Source organism: Halothiobacillus diazotrophicus, from assembly GCF_001663815.1.
Taxonomy (GTDB): Bacteria; Pseudomonadota; Gammaproteobacteria; order Halothiobacillales; family Halothiobacillaceae; genus Halothiobacillus; species Halothiobacillus diazotrophicus.
This window is the reverse complement of the sequence record NZ_CP016027.1, coordinates 1,630,837-1,656,452: the sequence shown is the minus strand read 5'-3', so window position 1 is coordinate 1,656,452 and position 25,616 is coordinate 1,630,837. Positions and strand designations below refer to the sequence as shown.

Sequence of the window (25,616 nt, the reverse complement as noted above, 5' to 3'; positions counted from 1 at the left end):
GTGCCGGCAGGCTCGCTGCCGTCGCGATTCAGGTCAGGCGTCGGGTCGAGATCCGCGTACCCAAAATCCGGCTCTCGTCCGGGGCCACGGAGACGGTGTCATCGGCGGCATTGACAGCCTCCACGCACACCATGTCCTTCGATTCTTCCGGGCGCATGCCGGAGGGAACCCGGTCGTCCGGGTTCCAGACCACGGTCGAGTAGCTTCCTTCCTTGTCGATCTGAATCAGGCGATCCAGTTCCCCATCCTCGATTTCGACGGCGTGGTTGGTGCCGAAGTAGATGCGGTCCACCGCGCCATGAATGGTGATCATGTCGTCCTGATAATCGCGGGCATAGCCTTTGAGCTTGTCGAGATAATAGGTCGCCTCAAGCCCCCGGATCACGATGCTGCGTGCATCCCCCACCTTCAGGTAGGTGTGCAGCCCCTGCGTAATGCTGAAGGGTTCAGGCCCCGTGTTGTGCGTGACGAGCTGGATACGCAGATCCGAACCAATGTGCATGATGGCATCCAGTTCGAACGTGTGCGGCCAGAGGGCCAGGGTGTCCGGCGAATCCGTGATGCGCCAGTGCAGGCTGACGGTATGGTCCGGTGCCGTGTGTACGTGCATCAGTTGCCAATCGCGTGTCCGGACGAAACCATGGGCCAGGGTGAGCGTCGGGTGATCCCCGAACCAGGGCCAGCAGATGGGGACGCCGCCCCGAATGGATTTTCCCGTTTCATACAGGGGGTCATTCGCGCGCCAGACCACAGGCAGATCTTCGTGGGCCGGTTGCCATTCAACGACCTGCGCGCCCTGAACGGCCACCATGGCACGGGCAACGGAGGTATCGATCTTGGCCAGAATGAGTTCGCCGATCTTGACGAACGCGATGTGCTTTCCATCGGCAAATTGCTGATTCAGTCGCTCAAGCGCGATCATGTGCGATCCCTGCAGTATGGTGGTGTGTGAGGGTTGAACGTCAGGTTCTGACGACGCTATTGGTATCGTTGCCGAAAGGCGTCGGCAGATATGCGTCGGCCTGGTCGTCATTTTCCCAGCGATTGCCGTCGATGAGGTAGCGGAACTGGAAGGTTTGATCGGTGGGCAGATCGACGGTGACGCTGAACGATCCGTCGGACTTGCTCTTCAAATAGAGGCTTTCCTTGGACCAGTCGTTGAAATCGCCGACGAGCGCTACGGTCTTGGCTTCCGTGCTGACCGGCGGGTGGAGTGAAAAGGTGACCTTGCAAACAGGGCGGGTTTTAAGTGACTTCTTGACCAGTGCCATGATGTTGCTCCTTGAACGATAGCCTGAACCGGATTAAGACGACTCCACCTTTTTAAATATCTTGTTTGACAGGATCATCACAAAAAAGAATGTTTAACGCAAAAGATTCGATGAATCCTATTGCTTCTCCAGCAGACGGATCAAACGGCCTTCGTTCACCAGACCGGCCGTGACGAATACGAGCAGCAACAGAATGAGTGCGCCGATGGTCAGGAACAGGATGGGCGCCATGATCGAGAGCAGGCCCTGCGTTGCCGTATCGAGATGATTTTCCTGAATCAGCCGGATGACGTGCAGCGGGTTCACGAGAATGGGTTGCTTGAGAAACGCCCAGACATAGAAGCCGAGGGTCAGGCCGGTCAGCAGCAGGGCGATGGGCGGCCAGGCGCGGAGGAAGCGCTGGCGTTGACGAAGCATTTTCTGGATGTCGGGATTCATGAGCTGGGGACCTCAGCCTCCGGTTACCGGCGGAAAGAAGGCGACTTCGTCGCCGTCGGCCAGGGCATGATCGAAGGCGACGTATTCGTGGTTCACGGCGGCCAGGACATTCGCCGGTCGAGGCCGGTCGGTAACCTGCTGCCAGGCCTCCTGGACGGTGGCGGGGACGGTCGGCGTCCTGATTTCCTCAAGGCCGATCTGCTCTCGCAGTCCGGCAAAAAATTTTACGGTCACGCTCATGGTGTTCAATCGGCTTGCTCGGGTTCGGACCCGCGCGATTCCGGGGTCCACTTGGATACAGGGTGTCTATTGTCTGCTAAAGTCGCAGTCATTCAAAGCAACCATTGGAAAAACCTCGGGTAGCGTCGTCCACGACCCCGAGAATGGCTATTTGTCCGTTGCCGCCGTCGTCTACGGGCATGGCGCGCCGAACGGTCCGATGGCCCGAAGTCGAAAATTCCCTTGTGGAGCCTGCTGTTATGAAATGGATCAAACGTATCGTCCTGCTTTCGGTTGCATTGGTGCTGGTTGCCGTGATTGCTGCCGTGGCATTCGTCGCGACGGTCAACCCCAACGATTACAAGGATCAGATCGCCCGGGTCATACAGAAGGAGACCGGGCGCACCGTTCAGTTCAATGGGCCGATTTCTCTCACGTTCTTCCCCTGGCTGGGCGTGAAGATCAAGGATGTGACACTTGGCAATGCCATCGGGTTCACCGACAAGACCATGCTGTCGGCACAGAATATCGAAGCCAAGGCGGCCGTCCTGCCGCTGCTCCACGGACAGTTCGAGATCGGACGCCTGGTGCTGAATGGGGCCACCATCAATCTCACGCGCGACAAGGCGGGGCGGACGAATTGGGCCGATCTTGTGTCGCATGAGCAGGCGACCGCAGCGTCCAAGCCGATGCCAGCGGCCGCACCCACTCCGCAGAAATCGCGGGCGTTGGCCCTGGCAATCGGCGGTGTGTCCGTCCAGGATGCCACCGTGATCTGGCGCGATGAGATGAACGGCCAGTCGGCGCGAATCGATCATGCCTTTCTCGATACCGGGGCGATCGCACCGAATCAGCCGATCCAGTTCGATACGCATTTCGATTATGCGATTCAGCAACCGGGACAGCCGGATCTTTCCGGTCAGATGCGGCTGGGCGGAACCGTCCAGGCGGACATGACGGCGCAGACGTTGGCCCTCAGTCAGTTGAAGCTCAATGTGTCCGCGAAGCGAGGTGCCGGGGTGGCGCCATCGCCGCTGCCCGAACAGACCGATCTGTCGTTCTCGGCAGACAAGTTGGCTGTTTCGCTGGACAAGCACACGGTGGCGCTACCCGGTTTCAGCCTGACCGTGAAGGCCGATCGCGTTCAGGGACTGACCCATGCCGAGATGACTGCCGACGGAAACCTCCAGGCCGATTGGCAGAAGGGCATTTACCAGAGCAAGGCGCTCAATCTGAGCGGCAGCCTCAAGGGCATCGGCACACATACGGGCGAACTGAACTGGAAGGCCACCGGCGGTCTGGACGTCAACCTGACGCAGGGAACCGCGGATCTGAACGATTGGCGAATTTCCAGCGATCCGGTGGTGGTGACGACCTCCCTCAAGGCGACGGGCCTCGCGCCGGCGGCGGGCAAGGCATCGGCGATGCATGTCAGTGGTCCGCTGAGTATCGCCCGTTTCAATCCGCGTCAGCTGGCGGAGATCATGAAGTATCGGGTACCTCTGATGCAGTCCGACAAGGCCCTGACCGAATTCGATATGCAGGGCCGGATCGAGGTGACTCCCGAGAAGGCAATGTTGTCGGACATGAAGCTCGGTCTCGATGGCCAGTCGTTTACCGGTACGGTGGGGCTCTCCGATCTAAAGTCCCAGCGACTGTTCGTTCGACTCCAGGGCGGTGCTTTCGATCTGAATCCGTATTTGCCGCCGGGCAATGCGGCGCCCTCGGCGCCCGCGAAGTCTGCAGGTGCCGAGGGCAGCACCGCCCGGAACGTTTCGGCAAGCCTGCCGCCGGATACGCCGATTCCGCTGCCCATCGATGCCCTTCGTCGCCTGAATGCGGATATCGGGGTACAGCTCGCCCAGCTGACCTATCAGAAGTATGTGCTGAAGAATCTCGTTCTGGCACTAACTGCGGCTGGTGGGCAAGTCAATCTGAGCCGGCTCGATTTCAACGCCTTCGGCGGGGCAGTCAAGTCCCAGGCGGGATTGGACGTCCGAAGCAATGTGCCGGGGTGGCAGGCCAAGCTCGATACCCAGCATATCGATTTGCAACCCGCGCTGACGGCCGCCATGGGTGAATCCCGTCTTTCGGGGCAGGGGGATCTGGGCATGGATCTGCGCGCCCAGGGCGATCGATTGGGCAAGATCCGCTCGAGTCTGGACGGAAATATCCGCTTTGCACTCAAGAACGGTCAGATCAAGGGGTTCGATCTCGGGTATATGCTCCGCGCCGCACAGGCGCGCCTGCAGGGTGCGACGGAACCTGTGCCGAAGGAACAGGCGACCGATTTTTCCTCGATCACCGGTACAGGCGTGATCAACAACGGTGTGTTGCGCAACAATGATCTGCAGGGGGCATCTCCCTTGCTGCGCGTCTCGGGCAAGGGGACGGCCGATCTGGCCCGGGAATCCCTGGATTATCTGTTGACGGCGATCGTGGTGAACACGGCGACCGGCCAGGGGGGCAAGGCGCTGGACAGGCTGCGCAAGCTCGAAATTCCGATCAAGATCACCGGAACCTTCGCGCAACCGAAGTTCGGTATCGATCTGCAAGGGCTGCTTGAAGGGCAGGCCAAGCAAAAGGTTCAGGAAAAGCTCAATCAGGAGCTCGAGAAGCGTCTGGGGAACGGGGCTGCGCCCGTTCAGAACCTCCTGAAGGGATTGGGGCTGTGACCGGCTCACCCTGTGCAGGTGGTTGAGGCGCGCGGAGTGATTCGATCTTGAGTGATACCGTAAGTCTGGCGCCATTCTCGGCGCGCCTGCTGACCTGGTTCGATGTGCACGGGCGTCATGATTTGCCCTGGCAGCACCCCCGAACCCCCTACCGGGTCTGGGTTTCGGAGGTGATGCTCCAGCAGACCCAGGTGGCCACGGTCATCGATTACTTCAATCGGTTCATGGAACGATTCCCCCGGCTGGAGGATCTGGCTGCCGCATCGATCGACGAAGTGCTGGCACTGTGGTCCGGGTTGGGCTACTACGCCCGTGCGCGCAACCTGCATGCGGCTGCCCGGGTCATGGCGCAGCAGGGGATTCCGGAAACTCTGGCGCACTGGCTGGCGTTGCCTGGGGTCGGCTCATCTACCGCCGCCGCCATCATGGCGCAGGCTTTCGACGAACCGGCCACCATCCTGGACGGCAATGTCAAACGCGTGATTGCCCGCCATGCGGGTATCGATACGCCCATCGAGCAATCCGCGACTGTGCAGGCCTTGTATCAGGTGGCCAAGGAATACACACCGGACGCCCGGTTTGCCGACTATACGCAGGCGATCATGGATCTCGGGGCAACCTGTTGCACACGTACTCAGCCGGAGTGCGGCCGCTGTCCGGTCGCCGAGGACTGCGTGGCTCGCCAGACGGATCGTGTGGATGCGTTGCCGGCCCGACGACGACGCGTGACGGTACCGACCCGGGCGGGTACGTTCTACCTGATTCAGGATTCGGCGCGTCGCGTTCTGCTGGTTCGCCGGCCACCGACCGGCATCTGGGGCGGCCTCTGGTGTCTGCCCGAGCCGGAGAGTCTGCCGTCATGGGCGGCGGAAGGTCCGGCGTTGGCAGATGAGTGCCCGACCCTGGATTTTCAGCACCGCTTCACGCACTTTATCCTGTCGGCGACCGTCTTGCGTTTGCGGCTGGATGCGGAGGACGTCCAGGCGCTACCCCCCGAAGAAACCTGTTGGCTCGATCTGGTCGAGTACCGCCAGGACATGATCCAGCTCGGCCTGCCCAAGCCCATCCAGCGCCTGTTGATGACCGAGGCGCTCGAGGTGGTCTGTCCCCATATGCCGCGCGAGCCGGATCGCGCGGGTAAACCGAGCGAGGGCCAGTCGGGCACCGCATAGGCGGCGCAGGCTGGGGCCTTCCCCTTTTCTAATCGTGGAGAATGATCATGAGTGATCGCGTTGTATTTTGTGCCCGTCTGCAGTGCGAAGCCAAAGGCCTGGCGAAGCCGCCCTATCCGGGGGCCCTCGGCCAGCGGATCTTCGAGCAGATCTCGGAATCTGCCTGGCTGGCCTGGCGGAGTCACCAGACCATGCTGATCAACGAATATCGGCTGTCGCCCATCGATCCGAAAGCGCGACAATTCCTGGAGACCGAGATGGAGAAGTTCCTCTTCGGTGGGGAAGTCACGCAGCCTGAGGGATACGTTCCTCCGGAAGCCTGAGCGCATTTGAATCTGTCCGGGTGTGAAACGGGCCGCGGTCTATCCGACTGCGGCCCGTCTTTTTTTACCGCGACGGCAGGTGTCGCGGGTCGTCGGACGTTTTATTCGCCGCCCGGACTGGTATCACCCGAATCCACCCCCATGAGCCAATTGCGTTGAAGCAAGGGTTTTTCAGAGTGGATGATCTGCGGAGAGAACCAGTACTTGATTTGGAGGCCCGCCGAGACGTTGCTGTAATCCTGACTGTTGTCGGTCGCCAGGAATCCGCCCATGGTCAAGTTCCGTGTGACCGCATAGCCGAGATTGAGCTTCAGGCCGTATCCCACGCCACTGACGGTGCTGGCCGGGAAGTAGGGATTTCCGGCTGCCGTCTGCAAGGCGCTATCCTCGGGGAAGTAGGCGCTGCTGTCGCGATGGAAGGTCTGCCAGCCCATGAACCCTTCGACGTTGTAGCCAAGACGGTCTCCGGCCGACCCGGTCCATTTCATGGTGACCGCCGGGCGGAAGTAGTAGCTGGGGCTGAAGTAGCCGCCCTGCCCATAGGTGAAGTGGCTCGAATCGTGGGCATAGAACATGGAGAGGGCATCGAATCCGATTTTGATGCGATTGCTTTCGCGGTCGAATACCGACCAGTCCGCTCCGAAGTTGCCTTCCACCTGGGTATTGCTCTTGACGTTCGTGCCCTTGAGATACGCCAGTTTCAGACTGCCGAAGACGCTTGAATCCTGATCGGCCACACCGAAGTTCAGGCCCAGGCCGTTGCGGAATACGCCGCCCCAGGTCTGACCCGTCTGCGGGTCCTTCGCGCCGGCAAAGGACAGTACGCTGTCGGTCACGCTTTCCCGGAACAGGCTCAGGCCGACGGGGCTGCCCTGCGGGTGCAGATTGAGCTGGCCGATCAGACTGCTGACGGTGAACCCCTGGGGCGAGGTGCCCAGCATGACGCCGTAGTTGGCGCTGTTGACGCCGACGGTCAGGCCGACGCCGGATTCGGCCGATGCGCCGCCGGCTTTTCCACCATAGACCGGGCCCGTTCCGTACAGTTTGGCCGAGTCCGCGCTCAGGCTGCCCGCATCGATGCGGATCGGCGTCAGGCGAGCGGTCATGCGCGTGTTGTAGCCCAGAGCGACGCTGCCCTCGACCTGCGAGCCCGCCAGGGCGAACTGGTCGAGGCCCGAGGTACCGCTGCGGGAACGGCCATAGATGTTGCCGCCGACTTCCGAACTCATGTGCGCATCGATGCCGTCCAGTTGCTCCTGAAGACGTGCCCGTGTACGTGATACGTCCGCAGTCGCGATACCCGTCTGCTCGGGCGTTGCCGTTTCGGTCGGAGTGCCCGCGGAATGACGGGCGCCAGCGCTGAACGGATAAGCCGCCGTGCCCGCATCTTCCTGTTCCGACGATCCTGGCGCACTCGGCATTCCGGCGGCAAACGGATATTGGGCATAGGCCACGGACGAGCCGGTAGAGGGACGCGCATACCTGGCGGCGCGCGGCAGGCTGGCCAGTGCGCTACGCAGGGCGGCCTTGGCCGAACGATCGTCGCCGTTCTGCAGATCGAGCTTGGCCTGCATTTCCTTGAGCGGCACATTGTCGGGATGGCTGGTGCGGCCGGCCTGGAGCCAACGCTTGGCCTGTTTTTCGTCGCCGTTGGCGAGTGCGGCGCCAACCGCCGACTGCACGTCACCCGGCGTGTCGCCTGGCCCGATCTGGCGATAGATGGATTCGGCCTCGTCGAACTTGCGTTGTTGCACCAGCAGGTTGGCCTGAACGCGGGCAACACCGGGGTCATCCGGGTATTGCGTGCCCAGACCCGCCACGATGGCGTCGGCAGCGGACGGATCGCCGTTCTTCAGTGCCGTCTGGGCTTCCCGCTGCGCGGCCGTGAGGTACAGGCTGCGTACTTCGTTGGCTTGAGACGGTGACAAGGCATCCGGCTGGCTCAGCAGGTCCATGATCAGGGCGTAGAGCGCGGCATCGTCTTTCGTCTTGTACAGCAGCCAGCCTTCCTGGATCGCCAGATCCGTTCTCTGGGCGGGCTTGGCCGAGGCCATGGCGCGCTGGATCAGGCTCAGCGCCTTTCGGGTGTCTCCGTGGCTGGCTTCCGCATTCGCCAGAGCGGTGACGTAATCCGGATTGCGCTCCAGTTTGACGGAGACGCTTGCCGGCATTTTATGGGTCAGGGCGATGACTTCCCGTGGACGGTTCTCCTGATTGAGCGTTTGCAGGTAGCCGAGCCAGGCATCCGCGTTGTTCGGGTTTTTTCGGGTGAGTGCGGCATAGAGGTCCGTCGCCTGACGGGTCTGGCCCATTTTCAGATAGACGTTCGCCAGCGCCTGGGTGGCCAGCGTGTCCCCGGGACTGATGCTCAGCGCCTGGCGGTAGGCATTGGCAGCGGTGGGCAGTTGCCCTGCTTCAACATTCTGGTTGCCGGACTGCATCCAGGACCAGAAATAGGCTTTCTGGGTCGCCGTATCGAGTCGACGGGTCTCCTCCCGGGATTTCGAGAACGTGCGAGCCTGGGCGTAGTACCGTGCCGCGTCGTCATATTGCTTGTCCTTGAACGCGACATCGCCCAGACCTTCCAGGGCCTTGACGTTGTTCGGTTCCTTTTCGAGGATCTTCGCGAAGCGAGTCCGGGCGAGATCCAGTTGTCCCTGATTCATGGTTCGGTAGGCATTGCCCAGGGCCTGTCCACGAGCCTGCTGAACCTTCCGTGCCGCATTCTGGCTCTCGAGCTTGTGCAGGCGATCGCTCAGAGAGCGATCCCGGTACTTGGCGAGATACGAACGGAGATAGGGGATCGCGGCGGGATCGTCGCCCATCCATACCAGCGCCTGGTGCCAGTCGTCGCGTGCGGCGCTGGCGGTCGTGCCGGTGGATTTTCGGCTCATGTCCGCGAGCAGGTCGATGCCGCGGCCTCGTGTGGCCGTATCGTAGGTAAGTACCTTCCCCAGCATCAATCGGTAGGCTGGTTCGTCGGGATGATCCTGGGCAAGCGTGGTCAGTTCCTTCACGGCCCGGTTCTGTCCACCCGGCGTCTGAACCATGACCTGAAAGTAGGTTTGGGCCCATTTGGGCGGGGGTGGCCCGTTGAATACGTCGTTGTAGGCCGCCAGGGCCTCGGGGTAGCGCTTGTCGGCAGCAAGCTGTGCGGCCTTGGCCAGTCGAGGGCCGGAGTTGGGACCGAGCGCCAGCAGTCCCTCGATGTCGGCGATAGCGGGGTTGGCCGGCGTAACCTGCTTCAAGCGTTGCAGATAGGTGTCCGCTTCTTGGGTGTGGCCCTGGGTGGCGGCTTCCCGTGCCAGCCCGGCGAGTGCCTCCGGCTGGTTCGGGTTCGATTGCAGCACGAGTTGCCAGTTCTGAACAGCCAGGTCCATGCGGCCGTTGCTTTTCCAGTAGTCGGCACGATGCAGCAACAGATCAATGGCGGCGCCCTGATCGGCCGTGTACGCGATAGTCGGCATGCTCATCCCTAATACGCCGGCCAGCAGTATCGGTGACCAAATATGATTTTTCATTGCCAATGCACCTCAAGAGTTCCATGTTCATCGAATGTGTATAAACCGGCCAGATGCCCCAGGGCGAACAACGCGAGATTCTGGTCGTAGTAGGTGGGTGGGGTGCCCATCAGGCCCGAGGGTTGCTGTCCTGCCGTCACCCGTTCCGCCTGCTGCCGGAAACGCTGCTTCATGTGCTGGGCTTCGAGATAGGGCAGGAGCGCGGCGGAAAATCCGATGGGGCCGGTGTTTTCCGCGTCGCCGGTTGACAGGTTGACGCGCTCAGGCGGTGCCTCATGGCCGGCAAGATAGCTGGCCATGCCCCATACGCTGTCGATCAGCGGTTTCTGTCCCGGCGTGCCGGGGGCGGCGAGTCCCGCCCACAGGTAGACGCGGATGGCGTCGTAGCTGCCCGTCGGCGGGTGCCCCGGCGCGGGCACCGTCAGGGGTTTGTCCGGGCAGGCCTGAGCCCAGTCGGCGGCGAATCCCCGTTCAGTTGTGGCACGGATGAGTTGGGGCAGCCGCTTTGCGATCGATTGCCAGGGTGGGCCGAATTCGTGCGCCATGTAGGTCGCGACCGGCAGGGGGGTGTAACTCGGGTTGACGGTGACGCAGCCCTGGTCATCGGGACCGAAGCCCCGCGTCCCCGGGAGCAGCACCGGCCCCGTGCCGGCGACGTCGACCACTTCCCGTTGGGCAATCAGGCTGACCATCCGGCGTCCCGTCTCGGTGTAGGCGGACTGGTGCCAGAGTCGCCCGGCCTGCAACAGGATGTAGGCCAGCCACAGGTCCGCATCGGACGCGGTATTGCCGTCGATGACGCCCCAGGATCCATCGGCCCGGTGGCCCCAGAGCCAGACGGGCAGATGCGTGTTCATATCCCCGGCGCCCAGGTTGAGCCGGGTCCAGTTCAGTATCTGTGCGAAACGGGTCGGATCATTGGCCACCAGGGCGAAGAAAAGGGCGTAGGCCTGCCCTTCGGAAGTACTGCGTTGATCCGGTTGACTCGCATCGACGATTCGTCCTTCCGGGGAAATGAACGTGACCTGATACGCCTGCCAGAGGTGCGTGAAGCGATCGGTCCACGTCTGCTGGGCCGATTTGCCGCAGCCTGTCAGCATGGCCGACAGGGCGGAAATGAGCAGCAGAATCCGAAACGGATGGTGGCGCATGAGGCGAGGCGCTCCGTCACGACGTGGCTAATCGCTTGCGGGCACGATGCTGGAGCAGGACGCCAACCAGCCCGGAGAGAATCAGGGCCAAAACGACGACACCCAGCCAGATCATCCAGGGGTGCTGGCTGAGGTGAAAGCGCATCCAGTCCCACCAGGAGAGCGTGCCGGCGTAGTAATGCGGGCGATCCAGTACGAAGGAGCTCACTTTGTCGCCATGCACGATCGACAGGCCGCCGAAGACATTGGTCCGCAGGGCGGGGGTATCCAGTGTTTCCTGAAGTCCCTGCCATCCGGAGTCCGTGCCTGCACTCAGGCTCAGCAGAATGCGTTCCGGGTGGAACGGCGAGATGGTTTCCTGTATCAGGGCCCGCGGGACGACGCCATTGTTGACGATCTTGCCCAGCGCGGCCTTGCCGAAGCGGGCATCTTCAACGTGCCACCAGGGCAGATGCCAGCGGACGTCGCTGAACCAGCCCAGGGCGTCGTTGATGGTCAGGTGCTGGTTCTCGAAGGAAACGGGAAGCTGCGTCTGCCAACTTTGTGCGGACAGTTCGGCGGGGGTGCTCATCGTCAGCAGGTCGCGATCGGCCACGGAAGACTCGTCGCCAAAATTCACGACTTTGACACGGAAGCCGGGCATGCCCGTGAACTGGCCGAACAGGCCCATCACGTTCAGATAAGTCTGCAACAGGTCGATGTCGGGTTTCTGTGGCAACACGACCGCGGTGCGGGAGAGATCGCCAAATCGGGTGAAGGGATAACCGCCATTGATCCATATGGACAGTTCGGGCAACCGGGCGTAATGCGGAATGTCGCTGATGTCGATGGTGGAGTCGGGATAAATCGACCCTGCGGCATTTTTTACATTCGTTTCTGTGCATTTCCCTTTGATCGGTACGAAGTAGAACGTGCCTTTCATCAGGTTGGCGTAGGGCGACAGCGTGGTTTGCGGGAACGTCAGGGATACATGTTGCTCCTGCTTGGCTTTGTCGCCTTCCTTCAGGGGATAGGAGCGGATGAACTGACCGTTCACTTCCAGGTTCAGGCTGGAATTCTGGGCCAGGGGAATCGAGTTGTAGCCATAGTGCAGATTCAGAGGCACGCCGTCGCGGTTCCAGTAAAAGAGCGAGGGTGGGAGATAGAAGGTGAAGGGCAGGGTCCCCGTTCCCTTGACGCTCATGGGCGTCCAGTCGGACAGCGCATCCAGACGGACCGGACCGGTACTCGGCACCCAGCGCGGCGCGCTGTCCGGAGCGGGAATCGGCGGCAGGTTCACGTGACCGACATGGGCGATCTCGCCATTGAGCAGGTTCGCGCCAAGCACCAGGTTCTGGGCGGCTTGAATCAACTCCTCGTCACTGCTGCCAAGCACCCACAGCACCGTACCGTAAGGGTCGTTCGGGTTAGCCGTCACGGCAACCGTTGCGCCCTCGATTTTCGGCTCGTTGGGCAGTAAAGGTTGCCCTTTGAGTGCGAAGACTACGGCGTTCCCCTGTTCGGGGATCCGGCGGATGTTAACGGGGAAATTACTGCCTCGGTAGCTCGCCAGGGTGCCGAACCAGGAGGCCACGATGCCAGCTGCCTGGGCGGAGCTCGTATCGGTATCGCTCGCGAATACGAACGGCAGGTTCAGCCTGTGTTCGGCGGACTTGTAGAAAAACGGTGCGGGCAGGAAACGGAGATCTTTTTGGATCGGCAGGCGCAGACCCGAAATCGCGATCTCCGTCTTGGGGGATATGGTCGCCCACAGGGTGGAGTTCATCGGGTCCTCGCACTGATCGGTATAGTGACCGATCAACTGGAAGCCGACGTGGTTGTACTCGGTGAACAGGTTCGCATCGATCGGGAAGCTCACCTGATGGGGCAGGCCCTTGTCATCGCCAGCCTCGATGGGGAACGAACGGACGACATGATCGTTGAATAGGACGTTGATCTGGCTGATTCGCGGCAGCAGACCGGGCGAGATCGTATAGGTCAACGTCATCTGGGCGGCCGATACCACACGATCCGGTGGGATGGACAGATCCAGGGATTGAATTTCATCGACACCATGAAGCTTCAGTCCGGACACCGCACCGCTCGTCCCTACGGCCCAGTGTTCGTTGAACTGTCCCTTGGTCGATGTGGTCGTCGGCTGGTCTGGCACTTCATTTGCCGCCAGGGCCGGTTGCGGCATCTGAGCCCAGAGCGTGAGGGCGCAGATCCCGGCGAGTATGACTGAAGTTACGCGGCCGGCCATGGGTGGTAAGACTGTGGCTGTATCAGTCGTATCCTCGAGTTTCGGTTCCGGCGCAGGGTTTTTCGGTACTGGGGTGGTTTCGGCGGCCTCGCCGTGGCCGCCCTCCTTCCCGAAGGCACCGCGTACCAGGCGGGTCAAGCCAACCAGTGCCAGGAAGCTGATCTGAACCAGGCTGCGCCAGGGCCGATCGACGCGACGACCCTCGCCCCAACCGAGCCAGGCGTCCGCGCGTCCATAAATCACGCGAACCAGATAGCCGAACTGCAGATGATTCATTTCTCTGAACTGAAACCGCATGACGTCCCCTTGCGATGGTAGTTTTCTGATGGGCAAGGCGTACTCCTCGCCGTCGTACAGGAAGGCCAGGATCAGGTTTTCGCCTTCCGGGATCGGTTCGGCTGTGATCACGCGGCCACCGCCTTCGGATATGTCGACGGTTTTGGCCATGACGATCGATTGATCTTCGCGGATAACCCGGGCAGGCAAGGAAATCGGTATCCGGACGTTCTTGCGCACCTGCTTGGTCTCCCAGTTCACGCCGAGCACGACCAGGATCATGGCGAGGTTGTAGACCGTCCACGCGGTGGTCATGACCAGGGTGGGAATGTCGACATTGGGGTGTCCCCACCAGCGGATGGCTGCGGCGATCAAGCCACCCACGTTCAGGAGGAAGAGGATCACGAAGGGTCGAGCGATCTTCCTGTCGAAGTAGTCCTTCTGAACCAGTCCCCCCTTCGCGGTGACGTTGAACTTGCCGAGCTTGGGATTGATGACGGCCAACAATGTGGGTAGCAGGATGTAGGGCGCCAGCGCGGTTTCGTAGACCTCGTTCCAGAACGAGTTGCGATGCTTTCCCTGTACCCGCGAGTTCGCAATCATGGCCAGGGCGAGGTGAGGCAGCGCGTAAGCGGCAATGGTCAATGCATAGGCATTGATCACGTAGATGCCGAAGTACAGGAACAACAGCGGTGCGGTCAGGAAGATCAGCCGGGGCAGCGCGAAAAAGAAGTGCAGCATTGCGTTCAGGTAGCAGAGGCGCTGCATGAATTGCAGGCCGCGACCGAGCAGCGGGTTGTCCACGCGCATGATCTGCGCCATGCCCCGTGCCCAGCGCACGCGTTGACCGACATGGCCGGAAAAACTTTCCGTGGCCAGGCCAGCGGCCTGCGGAAGGTTAATGTAGGCCGAACGCCAGCCGAGTCGTTGGAGCTTCAGCGATGTATGGGCATCTTCCGTGACGGTTTCTATGGCGATCCCGCCAATCTGGTCCAGTGCTTCGCGGCGAATGACCGCGCAGGAGCCGCAGAAGAAGGTGGCATCCCAGAGATCGTTGCCATCTTGAACGATCCCGTAGAAGAGTTCGCCTTCGTTGGGGACTTCCTTGAAGACCTTCAGATTCCGCTCGAATGGATCGGGCGAGTAGAAGTGGTGCGGCGTTTGTACCAGGGCCAGATGCTCATCCTTGAGGAACCAGCCCATCGACATTTGCAGGAATGAGCGCGTGGGGACGTGGTCGCAGTCGAAAATGGCGATGTATTCGCCATGGGTCTTCGTCATGGCGTGATTCAGGTTGCCCGCCTTGGCATGCTTGTGTTCGTCGCGAATGATGTAGGTGACGCCCACTTCCTCGGCAAACTGGCGGAATTCCTCACGTCCGCCGTCGTCCAGCAGACAGACGTTGAGCTTGTCGTGCGGCCAGTCCATCTGCATGGCGGCCAGTACGGTGGGGCGTACGACTTCGATCGGTTCGTTGTAGGTCGGGATGTAGACGTCGACCGACGGCCATTGATCGATCTTCGGCGGCAGACTCAGCGGTTTGCGTTTGAGCGGCGCGGCGGTTTGCAGGAAGCCCAGAACAAGCACGATCCAGGCATAAACTTCGGCTGCATACAGGATGAGGGAGATCGTCAGATCGTACCAGTGATAATCCGGCGAGTTGAATCCCAGGGTTTCCGTGGTTCGCCACCAGGCATAGCGTGCAGTGGCGAATAGTGAGAGCGCCATCAGGAAATAGGTAATCCAGTGTGGCTTGAACAGGCGGTTCACCAGGACGGCCAGCAGCACGAATCCGAAGCCGAGCCAGGCCTGATCCTGCCAATCGAAGGGGACGACGATCATGGGCAACAGCATGATGGCGCCAAACACAAAGATGACGACCAGGACGAGATCGTCCAGGCCCATGAATCGGGTGTTTCTTTTCATTTCAATCGCCTCGGTGAGGGCATCAGGCTCGGGCGGGAAGGGATGCTGTTTGTTCCAACCAGCGAGACAACGAATCGGCAGCACGCGCAAAGGGGCTGTCCGGTTGATGGGCTTGCGGCGACCGGCCGTTGGCCAGGGCCTCCTGAACCGAATCGTCCCAGGGAATCACGACATCCAGCAGCCGGTCACCCAGCCGCGTTTTGAGGGTCTGCCGGATTTCCCGGTGCAGGCTCTTCCCTTCATCGAACTGGTTGAGGACGTAGAAGACGCCCAGTCTGGGGGTGGCTTCCATCTGGGATAGTGCCTGCTCGATCCGGTTGATGATGATCAGGGCATTGATGTCGGGTCGAAGCGGTACGATCAACAGATCGATGGATGCGAAGGCATCGATGATGTGGGGGGAGGCCTCGAGGTCGTACAGAATCAGATCAGCCTTGGGTACCGTATTCCGCGCCTCTGCCACCAGATGGCGGCTGCCGGTTTCGCTGATGAACAGGTTCAGCGATTGACCGATTGCTTCGATGGGCTGGTTGATATGGACGACCGTGTTTTCAGATTCGTCCTGCTCCTGGGTCTTCCAGCCGAGATAGTAGGGCAAGGGTGAGAACAGGGTTTGTCCGAGGACGAGACAGCGTTGATCGCGGGATAGGAGACTCGTTGCCAGTGCCGCACTCAGGGTGCTTTTGCCGACACCCCCGGAAAAGGAGGCAAATCCCACGACCGGCGCGTCGATGCTGGCGGTACGCAGGGTATTTCGCGCGAAGTGGGATAGGAGGGAAAAACTCTTGGGTTTGGTGTCCGGAATTGGCTTGGCTGGGTTGACAGCGGCGCTGGCTGGCGTTTCAAGGGGGGGCGTCACGGGCGCCGGTGCGATTTCCGGGGTTTCTGGTTCAGGCGTCGTCAGTGCGGCCGTTGTGGTTTCCGGCTCGGTCTGCACGGCTTCGATTTCGGTCTTTTCCGGTTTGGGCGCGAGACTCGTCTCGGGAAGCGGCGTAGTGTCGAAGCGGTGATAGCCTGACGGGTCGAGGTTTAGTTCATTATAGAGCCGTTGTACATCTTCCAGGGGGTCGACGCGTTTCAGTGCGGCCGGATTCGGGGTCTTTTTTCCCCAGCGAGAAAATAGATTCAGCATTAATGGAACATCCCGTTTCAATATTTAATGTGAAAAAACCAGTAAATGCTTAAAAGCAAATTACGGGCCATGTCGATTGGTCGGGGCTGCGTCCAAGGCCGAAATTCTCGGGGTTTCATGCAATTTCTACCCCTGAATCCGTGTTTATATATTTGTTTTTACGGTTCTTGCTATTTTTTATGAATAGGGTGGCACGAGGTCCGTGCCTGACGACTCAGATGCTGTTCGAGGCAGTCAAAAAGCCTGTCTGGCGGGTGTGACAATCGGATCTTCGAGGGGCTGACAAAATTGTCATGAATTTACAGACCCGGGAAATTTCGATACTGGGCGAGCTTAAATTCATGTGTTATTGGGGTGGTTGTGGGTCGTACTCAGATAATCAGGCCGTAAATCGGCAGGTATATCGGATGGCCTGCCTGCGTTTCTTGCCGGAGTGAGAAAATGCCAAGTCGGGATTGATTTGACCGCGGGGAGATGGTCCGTGCCTGCGGCACAGGGGAGAAAAGCAGACAATCACCCGGGAGGGGATTGTCTGCGGCTGGGCGGCTGATGGATGCCCGCCCGAGGGATCAACGGTTGGCGCAGAAGCCGAAGTCTGCCGTGGCACCCGGTGCCAACGAGGCATTCCAGTCCACGCCATTGGCGGTAGCCTGTCCGCCACCGGATGCCGTGATTACGGCGTTCCAGGAGTTGTAGATCGTTCCGTCCAGCGGAAAGCTGGTGTTCCACACGATGGATTGATCCGTGGTATTGGTGACGTCGACCTGCATGCAATAGCCGGCACCCCAGTCGCTGCTTGTGGTCAGCACCGGATTGAGTGTTGCGCTCGATGGTGTCGGCGTGGGCGTGGGCGTGGGCGTGGGTGTCGGGGTCGGGGTCGGGGTCGGGGTCGGGGTCGGTGAAGTCGTCGATTGACGTGCTGCACAGTAGCCGAAGGAGGTTTGCTGCCCCGGTTGCAGCGAACTGTTCCAGGTGTCGCCGACGGCGTCGATCGAGGTGCCGTTCTGGGTCAGCACGGCACTCCAGGATTGCGTCAGCGTGTCCTGGAAGGGAAAGGAGATTGCCCAGGGCGCGGTTCGCTGACTGATATTGGTGATGGTGTAGGTGATGCAGTAACCCGCACCCCAGTCGCTGTCGACCACACTATCCGCCGTGTATTCCCCGCTCGTCAGCACGCCCGTTGGTGTAGGCGTAGGTGTTGGGGTCGGTGTTGGGGTCGGTGTTGGGGTCGGTGTCGGGGTCGGTGTCGGGGAGGATGTGCCCCAAAGCTCCTGCAGCTTCGCCAGCTTGTCGGGCCAGACCGTTTTCCAGTCATCTTCGAGGAGGCCGCCCGTGTCTCCGCTATTCGGGTTCCATGCCCAGAAGAATGAGTCGCGAATGTTCTTCTGGATCATCCAGGCGATGACGGCATCGAACCAGGTCTTTTCGATGGCGAGACCACCATGGCCGTAATGGCTGCCAAATTCCGTCGGGACGACGGTATAGCCGAGGTCCTTGGCAAAACCGAACTGGGCGTTCCAGATGGCCGGCATGTTGGTCGGGAAGCTGGGATCGGTGAAATAGGGCTGAAGGTAGACATCGGGCCCGTAGAAGTGCGGCGCCAGCACCAGCTTGTTCTGCGGAATATTCAGGGGGGTGCATTGAATGGGCGCGAGATTGCCACCCCACCAGGCATTGTAGGGCGGGGAGCAGGCGGACTGATTGCCGATGCCTTCGACAAACACGACGGCATTGGGGTCGGCAGCAAGAACAACGCTGGATGCCCGTTCGGCGGCCAGATTCCAGTCGGTGGCCGTATTGCCGGAACCCCAGGTCGCGGCACCGTGCGGTTCGTTCTTCAGGTCGATGCCCAGAAGATGGGGGACATTCTTGTAGCGATTCGCGAGGAATTGGAGGTCATCCAGCCATTGCTGCTCGGTATAGGTGCCGGTGTACCAGAGTTCCGAGATCGCATTGTCATCCGGTCGATGGTGATCCAGGAGGATATACATGCCGGCCTGATCGAGGGCTTTGACCAGATAGTCCAGCACCTGCAGGCTGTTCATGCCGACCAGTTCCGGGTTCAGGCTGTAGTCGACGCTGTTCACCGCAACGCCGTGAATGGCATTGGGGGCCAAGGGGATACGGACGGCATTGATCCCCAGCGACTTCATCTGCGTGATCATGTCGTTGATGTTGCGCGCCCATAATCCATGGGGCACATGGTTGGCCGTTTCGAAGCCGAACCAGTTCACGCCATGCAACTGGATCGCCTGACCCTGATCGTCGTAGATTTTCCCGGCGTCGACGTAGAACGCTTCCGCATCGGGAATGCCGGGGAGGCAGAGCACGAGGCTCAGTATCAGGGTCAATGCGGCGAGGTGGGGGGATTTGAACGAAAAAAAGCGGTGAGTCTGTGCCATGGTAAGAGTCCCTCCTTTGTACAGACGCATGAACATTGAGTCGTGCGATGCGCACCGCACCCGGGGCGGGGCGGTGCCTTATTCGATACGACGGTCAATGAGTTCGGGGCGTCGCGAATCACCCCGCGGATAGGTCGGATGGCTAGGGCGCACTGGCATGTACAACGTGATTAATTAGCCAATGCTACTGTAGCCCTGTCAAGATTAGAGCCGTTGGCAAAGCCAAGTCAAATGAAACTGTCATGAATTTTATGAGACAGAGGTTTCACATTGGAAATCAGGGGCCTGTTTCCAATGCTTCCGGGGCGCCTATCCCATTTTGGGGATCACTTGCAGGCATGGGGGATGGTCTCGCTGGCGGCGTTGTCGAGCGGCTTGGAAGCGGGTGTTCCAGCCGGTGTTTTCTCTGAGAGCGCCCGGGTCGTCTCGATGTCCATGATCTGACCGTGATCATCGAAATTGAAGGCCAGTACCTTGCCGCCCCTGGCGTCGAGAACGGACTGAGTCGGGATGGCGAAGGCGGACGCGATATCCGCCTCCGTTGCGGTTTCGGGGACCCGCCGCCGATCCACTCGGCGAAAACGCAGCCAGTTATAGACCGCCCATAAAATGAAGAGTGCGCCGCCAGCGGCAATGACCATGGCGTAGAGCATGAGTGTTCGGATGGTATGAGCCGGATCCGAAAGCACGAAGAGATTCATTCGATCGTAGCCGAACCACCAGGCGAACAGGGCGGACAACGGAGAAATTAGATAGAGCCAGATCATCCAGCCGATAGTGGCAATCAAGGCCATGACCCCTTTTCGGGATGCGGTCACGAGATCGGGACGATGGATGATTTCCGGGATGCGCGGGCGCGGCACAGGGTGGCTCATGGTTCGTTAGACCCATCGGCACGGATTCCACGATCCGGACTGACCCAGCGCGCACGCAGGCCGCGCTTCTTGAGCAGTGTCTTGGGGACGGCCACGATGGTGGTGAAGAGGGTCAGCAACCAGAAAGCCAGGGGATACCAGATGATCCAGAAATAGTTTCTGAAGAAACGCTTCTTTGGTTCGTATCGACGATCGATCATCAGGCTGATGGCGAACTGGGTCAGGGCGGTGACCCCCAGAATGACGCCGTTCCATTGAGGCAGCAGGGTATCGATGTGCCATGCGGGGGGCAATGGGACGAAACGACCGATCACGTACAGGATGATGATGGTGAGCATGATGTAGGCCCAGGCCACCGAGGCCAGGTATTCCATGGCGACCGGCCAGAACCGCCGACGGCGCCAGATCAGCAGGTCGCGTCCATGGTGCATGAGCACCTCCACACCGCCCTGGGCCCAGCGCAGGCGCTGTTTCCAGAGTCCCGTGAAGGTTTCCGGCATGTAGATGTAGCAGAGGGCGTCGGGTTCGTAGCGGATGTCCCAATGATCCATCTGCAGTCGCCAGGAAATGTCGATGTCCTCGGTAATCATCACTTCGGACCAGTAACCGATTCGGTGCAGGGCCGTGCGTCGGTAGCCCGCGATGACGCCGGAGACGGTGAACAGTCGGCCGTAGACGCGCTGGGCGCGTTTCATCAGGCCGATGATGGACGAGAATTCGCCCACCTGAAGCTTGCCGAGCAGGGTGGAGCGGTTCAGGATGCGCGGATTGCCCGTGACGGCGCCCACCCGGTTGCCCGAGGCCAGGTGCACCATCATCCATGCCACGGCTTCAGGGTGGAGCAGTGCGTCGCCGTCGATGCAGATCAGGAATTCGTTGCGCGCGGCGATCGCTCCGGCACGCAGGGCCATGGCCTTGCCCTGGTTGGTGGTGAGGTGGATCACCCGCAGGCGCGGGTGGATTTCCGCGAGTTCGTCGAGTATTTCCGCCGTACGGTCCTTGGAGCCGTCGTTGATGGCGATGACCTCGAAGTCCGGATAGTCCGTCGCCAGGGCATAGGCCATGGTATCCCGAACGTTCTGCTCCTCATTGAAGCAGGGAATCAGAATGCTGGCCGGGGGTTGCTTGCTGACCGGCGGCGGGTAGTCCGGGCCGAGGTCGTAGCGGTTTTCCCAGCGCAGGAAGTACCACAGACCGCCGATCATCCACATCCACGCCATGATCAGCGGGTAGTAGAAGGCGTATCCGAAAAAGATGTCTCTCATTGTCATTGCGCTCAATGAAAAGATCAAATCCATCTGAATGAAAAAGGAACCCATTAGTGCTTCAACCGGTAGTACGGGAACTCAGTCAGGCTGATTCCTTCGAAGGTGGGCGTGAAAGGAGGGTGGTCGGTCAGAAAGTCATCCGGGTAATAGGCAAGGTTCACCGCGCCCATCCGGGTGAGTTCCTGCATCCAGTTTTTGAGCGTCGCGCCGGGAATCCAGGCGCCGGTCGTCCAGTTTTTGGTTTGGAGCTCGAAGACGACTTTCTGTAGGCCCGTCGGCGTGCGCGCAACGGTTTCCGCCAGTTGCCGCAACCACCGCTCCGGGGGTTCCGTAGTGCCGTCCAGGTAGGGCATCGCCATCAAGGCGACCCCATCGTAGGCGGCTAGGAAGGGATCCAAGGCTTGCGCGAAGCGACTTTCCGCCTCGGGGTCGAGCACGACACGGGCGTACAGATTCCGTGCGACGATAAACGGGTTGCTTGCATTGGTGTAATAGCGCATGCGTTCGGCCACCGCTTCGCCGAAGGCGATCAGCGCTTCCGTTTTCTGGCGTGCCGTGAGCGGCGTTTGACCCACGGGGCGATCGGTGCCCGGCCAACGGGCTTCCGGGCTCAGGGCGGTAGCGTCCTCGTCTTCCGCGAGATAGGCGTCATCGTGAATCAACAGCCCCGAGATGCCGGTCATGCTTTTGCCCAGGTCGGCATAGATATCGCCAACGAGGGCGAGCGTTTCCGGCAAAAAGGGGCTCAATCGATGGTAGTCGCGTCGAGCGGGTACGATTTTGCCTTCGGCGTCCTGAATTTTGACGGATAGTCGATCCTGTTGCGCCGTATCCGGCAATTGATAGGCCAGAAGCGGCAACCAGGCAAATACCCGTACGCCGGCCCGGGTACGGAGTTGCCACGTCACGCGGTTGAACAGGTCGGCCCGCATGGGGAGCACCCGGTTGGGGAAATACAGCGCCTTGGGGTTGCCCGAGCCGTCGGGGTCGGCAAAGGCCTGTAGATAGACTGTGCGTACCTTGAGTGCCTTGATTCGGTCGAGCAGTTTGCCCAGATTGCTGTTCGTTCGGACTGGATCGGGATCGTAGATGTAGTCCATGTCGACCTGTACCGCCCGTTCGATCCCCGGCACCGGGGTGATGGACTGGGAAACCTGCGCCTCAATGGATACGGGGGTCGGGTCATCCATCACCAGAAGACGGCCAAAAGACGACAGCGCTTGGGTTCGGCTATCCAGACGTCGGTCACCCAGGCCGAAGGAAATGGGCAGGCCGGCTTCGCGGGCGATGGCTTCGACCTCGGCATTCATCGCGCCGTAGGGCCAGACGATGGCGCGGGGGCGTACGCCGATTTCCCGTTGAATGATGGCCGCGCTCTGGCGCAGATCGGTCAGAATCCGAGTATGAAACTCACGGTCGGTTTCATAGCGTTTGAGTGGCGCAAGGTACTGCCGGGTAATCGCTGCGGGTTCGACGTTTCCCTGGGGGTTGGCCAAAATACCATGGTGCAAATCGTGCGTATGCGTGGCGAACTCCACCAGGCCAGAGGCTTGCATTTCCCGAGCCTGAGCCCAGGAAATAAACCCTTTGGCGCCGCGCTCGGAGCCGTTGTACAACACTCGGTTGGGGGCTTTGAGATTATTCGACGCTCGGGCTTGTGCCTCATCGATTTTGAGGGCGTCGGTGGCCTTTTGGGTGTCCGTGACCGAGGCGGCGAATCCCTCACCCTGATAGTCGACCGATAAGCCTCGGTGAACGCGGGTCAGCCAGTCGGTTTCCAGAGCGAACAGCCCCGGGTACTGAAATGCCTTCAGGAGCGGGAACACCCGTGAATAGATGCTGGCCAGTCCATCATCCCAGGAAAGCAGGACGGCATTCTTCGGCAAGTCAGTCTTGCCGGCGTGCGCGTCCACGATCCGTTGAAGGGATACGGGGTGCCAGTCGTGTACCTTCATCCAGTCGAATAGTGCCGCTAAGCGCCGGGTGTTCATGGCGTAGGGATCGTTATCGACACCGGGCGCGACATCGTCCCGTACGTCGTGCATGCACAAGGTGACGAATTGCCCCGGTGGGATTTGAACGGTCGTCAGTGGTGCCGGCGTGCCCGCAGCACCCGTCTTCGGGGTTCCCGCCCACCCCCCTGGTGTGGCGGTGACGGTGAGGGTCGCCACCAGGGATTTGAGAAAGTGCCGTCGTTCCATCAAAACACGCCTCCAAATCCGAGAACACCATAGAGTCGCTGTTCGCGCCCGCCATCATAGACGTTGCTTCCCCAGCCGACACCATAGTGCAGATCCCAGGTGCGGTTCAGTTTCCAGATGTGTTCGTAAAAAATATCGGTCATGGGGGCGCCGCCGTAACCGGCTTGCCATCCATAGCCGGTTGAAATTTTTGCATATTGTGTGAATGAGCGATCGTAGTCTCGCCAGGTGGTCCATTTGTGCGCCAACCGAACCGACAGGCTTTCGCTGTTGGCGGGGTTGAAATAGCTGCCGCCCGGCCGGCTATTGTGCTCCGCAAAGGCGTCCACGCCGCCGGTGGTGATATGGTGCGGGCTGGCAAACAGGCGCTGGGAGAACCCGGCAGCGAGATCCGTGCGTTTGTTGCCGTCTGAGATGGACAGTACGCTCAGCCCGGCATAGGCTTCGCGCGTTTCGTCCTGACGCCAGTTGAGTTTCGCATTCAGTGATTTTCCGGAGAGGCCGGCCTGTTTGGCGCGCAAAGGGGTGCTCAGGGAATAGGTGTTGCCACTGATCCCGTATTGCCAGTGGTCGTCCAGCCACTGGCTCCAGCCGGCCTCAACCCCGACGTGTCGGCCGGTGAGTTGGTCATTGTTGATGCTGACCCAGGCATGTTTCCGGTTGCCACGCCATTCCGCACCGACGCCGTAGCGATTGTATCGCTCGCTGCTATCGGTGAAGCTGGACCACAGGTAGTGTTGGTCGATATACGCGCGCCAGCCGTTCGCCAGCCAAGGGCTGTTGAGTCGGCTTTGCCATTCCTGATCGCGGTTGCCGACCACCGGATTGCCCAGGGTGCTGTTGCCTCTGCTGCGCCCCGTGGTGTATTCGGAGCTGATGGAGGGGCGGCTTCGGTCGCGCCATTGTGCCATGCTCCGCTGAATGCTGGTGTCCGTCGGGAAGTCTTGATTGAGGGCCCGGATCTGTTCGCCCCAGGTTTTGAAATGTTCGAGATCTCGGGCATTGTCGGCTAGGTTGAGCCGCGTATCTTTGGTTTTCGGGGCGTAGGCCTGGGCCAGTTTTGTCGTTTTCAGGGATTGCTCCGGCCAGCCGCGCCAGCGTTCGATGGTCGCTTTGGCGTTCAACAGCCCCGAGTTGCGGGGGGCGTGATCCACCAGGATGTTGATCCGCGCATAGGCAATGTCCTCGTGATTCCGGTAGGCGGCATCCATCGCCCAGAGTTGATCCACATCGAGACGCTCCCAGTTTTCAACGCGGCCCGGGGTTTTCTGACGGGTACGCCAGGTCGGCGTCACTCGATGAATGGTGGCCAGAATCTTCTCGGCCCGATCGTATTGCTCGCTATCCAGATAGGCGTAGTACAGCGCGATGAATAGGTTGACATCGGCCTTGGGGTTTTCCGCGATCAGTTCCCGGTAGAGCGCAGCGGCTTCTCGCGGGTGATGTCGATATAGATAAGCATCGGCCGCCGCTCGCCGAACGTAGCTGGGGATGGCGATCCGCTTCGCTTTGGTGGCCGTCGCGGGTTTTTGGGGCAATGATTCGTATGTGTCGATGGCGGCCTGCATCATTTCCAGTGTGCGCAGGACATAGACCCGATCGTACTGGGTGCGCAGCGCTTGCGGTTTGTCCTCTGCGAAGCGCTGCTGGTTCTTCTTGAGGGTGCTCAGCGCGCGCTTGAGGGGGATATCCCGCTGGGCATAGTCGAAGTCATCGTCAAGACGTCGCCGTTCATGGACGGCATTTCGGATTTCCACGGTCGCGACGTCGGCACGCAGTCGGTTCAGTGCGTCATTGTTGAAGAGCGACGGACGCTCCTGCGCCTTTTCCCAGGCCAGATTCGCCGCGCCACTGTCCGATAGCGCAAAAACCAGTTCCCGGAAGGCATGCGGGTTTTGGTTGGCACGACTCAGGGCCAGATAGGCCAGTTTCAATGCCTCAATGGGATCGCCTGCCTTGCGTTGTACATAGGCCATGTCCGCCAGATCGGTCGGACTTAACCCCGGCGTACTCGTCTTGGGTAAGGCGATAACGGCCGGGTGTTTCGGGCCGGATTCAACGGTGATCATGGCATACAGTATGTCCCCCTTGGGACCCAGATCGGACAAACGGGGGGCGAGAATGCCGCGTGCCCGAGTGAATTCCTTGCTGTCGCGAAGGGCGCGTGCCCAGTCGATAACGGCATAGTTTGGGATGGTACGGGGGTCCGTATGTTCGGTGAGCTTGGCAAGCTGGGCGTTTTGCCCGGCAAGGCGCATCAGGACGATCAGGTCCGCAGTCACGAATGCATCGTCGGGATGGGTCCGATGGAGCGATTCCAGCGTCGCGATCCCGCGCACGAGGTGGCCGTTCCGGGCATCCTGGACAGCTTGAGTTCTGGCTTGCGTCAGTGCGGGGGACTCGTCATTAGCCTGTGCCGGGGCGGCGGCGATGACGGCAGTCAGAAGAATGAATGCGCCCGTGCGGCGCCATGCGGCATGTGCAGCTCTATTTTTCTTTTTGTGCATGCTTGATCGTGCAGTTT

At 60.5% G+C, this 25,616-nt stretch carries 16 protein-coding genes; 3 read left to right on the top strand and 13 right to left on the bottom strand.

What is annotated here, in order from left to right:
• Positions 1–28 precede the first annotated feature (28 nt).
• The 4 genes from A9404_RS07320 to moaD all read right to left on the bottom strand — a co-directional run bounded on the left by A9404_RS07320 (position 29) and on the right by moaD (position 1,949).
• A complete protein-coding gene (locus A9404_RS07320) occupies positions 29–922 on the bottom strand; it encodes a D-hexose-6-phosphate mutarotase (RefSeq protein WP_066099659.1) in 894 nt (297 codons plus the stop codon).
• A gap of 40 nt (positions 923–962) precedes the next feature.
• Positions 963–1,271, bottom strand: a complete 309-nt coding sequence (locus A9404_RS07315) for an isoamylase early set domain-containing protein (RefSeq protein ID WP_066099657.1) — start codon at positions 1,269–1,271, stop codon at positions 963–965.
• Positions 1,272–1,388: 117 nt separating this feature from the next.
• A complete protein-coding gene (locus tag A9404_RS07310) occupies positions 1,389–1,709 on the bottom strand; it encodes a hypothetical protein (protein ID WP_066099655.1) in 321 nt (106 codons plus the stop codon).
• 12 nt (positions 1,710–1,721) lie between these two features.
• Entirely contained in the window at positions 1,722–1,949 is a 228-nt protein-coding gene (gene moaD, locus A9404_RS07305; RefSeq protein ID WP_066099654.1) for a molybdopterin converting factor subunit 1, read from the bottom strand.
• A gap of 239 nt (positions 1,950–2,188) precedes the next feature.
• On the opposite strand from moaD, the gene A9404_RS07300 reads away from it, so the two are divergent.
• From A9404_RS07300 to A9404_RS07290, 3 genes are all read left to right on the top strand, one after another.
• The gene (locus tag A9404_RS07300) at positions 2,189–4,603 is read left to right on the top strand and encodes an AsmA family protein (protein ID WP_066099652.1); all 2,415 of its coding nucleotides are present in this window, start codon (positions 2,189–2,191) and stop codon (positions 4,601–4,603) included.
• A gap of 65 nt (positions 4,604–4,668) precedes the next feature.
• On the top strand, positions 4,669–5,775 hold the full coding sequence (gene mutY, locus A9404_RS07295) for an A/G-specific adenine glycosylase (protein WP_156521368.1): 1,107 nt from the start codon (positions 4,669–4,671) through the stop codon (positions 5,773–5,775).
• A 47-nt stretch (positions 5,776–5,822) separates the two neighbouring features.
• Positions 5,823–6,098 carry an oxidative damage protection protein gene (locus A9404_RS07290; RefSeq protein WP_066102990.1) on the top strand — a complete coding sequence of 92 codons (276 nt, stop codon included), beginning with the start codon at positions 5,823–5,825 and terminating at the stop codon, positions 6,096–6,098.
• 101 nt (positions 6,099–6,199) lie between these two features.
• Here the strand turns inward: A9404_RS07290 and A9404_RS07285 are convergent, their stop codons facing one another.
• The 9 genes from A9404_RS07285 to pgaA all read right to left on the bottom strand — a co-directional run bounded on the left by A9404_RS07285 (position 6,200) and on the right by pgaA (position 25,599).
• On the bottom strand, positions 6,200–9,619 hold the full coding sequence (locus tag A9404_RS07285; RefSeq protein ID WP_066099649.1) for a cellulose synthase subunit BcsC-related outer membrane protein: 3,420 nt from the start codon (positions 9,617–9,619) through the stop codon (positions 6,200–6,202).
• A complete protein-coding gene (gene bcsZ / locus A9404_RS07280) occupies positions 9,616–10,770 on the bottom strand; it encodes a cellulose synthase complex periplasmic endoglucanase BcsZ (protein ID WP_066099647.1) in 1,155 nt (384 codons plus the stop codon). The genes A9404_RS07285 and bcsZ overlap by 4 nt, the downstream gene beginning before the upstream one ends.
• 16 nt (positions 10,771–10,786) lie before the next feature.
• Positions 10,787–15,214 (bottom strand): UDP-forming cellulose synthase catalytic subunit, encoded by a 4,428-nt coding sequence (gene bcsA, locus A9404_RS07275; RefSeq protein ID WP_082922812.1) that lies wholly within the window; start codon positions 15,212–15,214, stop codon positions 10,787–10,789.
• 22 nt (positions 15,215–15,236) lie between these two features.
• Positions 15,237–16,346, bottom strand: a complete 1,110-nt coding sequence (locus A9404_RS07270) for a nucleotide-binding protein (RefSeq protein ID WP_066099642.1) — start codon at positions 16,344–16,346, stop codon at positions 15,237–15,239.
• A 569-nt stretch (positions 16,347–16,915) separates the two neighbouring features.
• Positions 16,916–18,748: a glycoside hydrolase family 5 protein gene (locus A9404_RS07265; protein ID WP_066099640.1), complete on the bottom strand. Its 1,833-nt coding sequence runs from the start codon at positions 18,746–18,748 to the stop codon at positions 16,916–16,918.
• Between the two features lie 326 nt (positions 18,749–19,074).
• Positions 19,075–19,623, bottom strand: coding sequence for a poly-beta-1,6-N-acetyl-D-glucosamine biosynthesis protein PgaD (pgaD, locus tag A9404_RS07260; RefSeq protein ID WP_082922811.1), 549 nt, complete (start codon positions 19,621–19,623; stop codon positions 19,075–19,077).
• On the bottom strand, positions 19,620–20,894 hold the full coding sequence (gene pgaC / locus A9404_RS07255) for a poly-beta-1,6-N-acetyl-D-glucosamine synthase (protein ID WP_066102987.1): 1,275 nt from the start codon (positions 20,892–20,894) through the stop codon (positions 19,620–19,622). The genes pgaD and pgaC overlap by 4 nt, the downstream gene beginning before the upstream one ends.
• A gap of 47 nt (positions 20,895–20,941) precedes the next feature.
• A complete protein-coding gene (gene pgaB, locus A9404_RS07250) occupies positions 20,942–23,092 on the bottom strand; it encodes a poly-beta-1,6-N-acetyl-D-glucosamine N-deacetylase PgaB (protein ID WP_082922810.1) in 2,151 nt (716 codons plus the stop codon).
• Complete coding sequence (gene pgaA / locus A9404_RS07245; protein WP_082922809.1) at positions 23,092–25,599, bottom strand: poly-beta-1,6 N-acetyl-D-glucosamine export porin PgaA; 2,508 nt, start codon at positions 25,597–25,599, stop codon at positions 23,092–23,094. Before pgaA ends, pgaB begins: the two co-directional genes overlap by 1 nt.
• Positions 25,600–25,616 lie beyond the last annotated feature (17 nt).

What these genes read in the sequence shown, in the direction of transcription:
- A9404_RS07320 (WP_066099659.1), bottom strand. Translation starts at nt 922, where the DNA reads ATGATCGCGCTTGAGCGACTGAATCAGCAATTTGCCGATGGAAAGCAC.
- A9404_RS07315 (WP_066099657.1), bottom strand. Translation starts at nt 1,271, where the DNA reads ATGGCACTGGTCAAGAAGTCACTTAAAACCCGCCCTGTTTGCAAGGTC.
- A9404_RS07310 (WP_066099655.1), bottom strand. Translation starts at nt 1,709, where the DNA reads ATGAATCCCGACATCCAGAAAATGCTTCGTCAACGCCAGCGCTTCCTC.
- moaD (WP_066099654.1), bottom strand. Translation starts at nt 1,949, where the DNA reads ATGAGCGTGACCGTAAAATTTTTTGCCGGACTGCGAGAGCAGATCGGC.
- A9404_RS07300 (WP_066099652.1), top strand. Translation starts at nt 2,189, where the DNA reads ATGAAATGGATCAAACGTATCGTCCTGCTTTCGGTTGCATTGGTGCTG.
- A9404_RS07290 (WP_066102990.1), top strand. Translation starts at nt 5,823, where the DNA reads ATGAGTGATCGCGTTGTATTTTGTGCCCGTCTGCAGTGCGAAGCCAAA.
- A9404_RS07285 (WP_066099649.1), bottom strand. Translation starts at nt 9,619, where the DNA reads ATGAAAAATCATATTTGGTCACCGATACTGCTGGCCGGCGTATTAGGG.
- bcsZ (WP_066099647.1), bottom strand. Translation starts at nt 10,770, where the DNA reads ATGCGCCACCATCCGTTTCGGATTCTGCTGCTCATTTCCGCCCTGTCG.
- bcsA (WP_082922812.1), bottom strand. Translation starts at nt 15,214, where the DNA reads ATGAAAAGAAACACCCGATTCATGGGCCTGGACGATCTCGTCCTGGTC.
- A9404_RS07270 (WP_066099642.1), bottom strand. Translation starts at nt 16,346, where the DNA reads ATGCTGAATCTATTTTCTCGCTGGGGAAAAAAGACCCCGAATCCGGCC.
- A9404_RS07265 (WP_066099640.1), bottom strand. Translation starts at nt 18,748, where the DNA reads ATGGCACAGACTCACCGCTTTTTTTCGTTCAAATCCCCCCACCTCGCC.
- pgaD (WP_082922811.1), bottom strand. Translation starts at nt 19,623, where the DNA reads ATGAGCCACCCTGTGCCGCGCCCGCGCATCCCGGAAATCATCCATCGT.
- pgaC (WP_066102987.1), bottom strand. Translation starts at nt 20,894, where the DNA reads ATGACAATGAGAGACATCTTTTTCGGATACGCCTTCTACTACCCGCTG.
- pgaB (WP_082922810.1), bottom strand. Translation starts at nt 23,092, where the DNA reads ATGGAACGACGGCACTTTCTCAAATCCCTGGTGGCGACCCTCACCGTC.
- pgaA (WP_082922809.1), bottom strand. Translation starts at nt 25,599, where the DNA reads ATGCACAAAAAGAAAAATAGAGCTGCACATGCCGCATGGCGCCGCACG.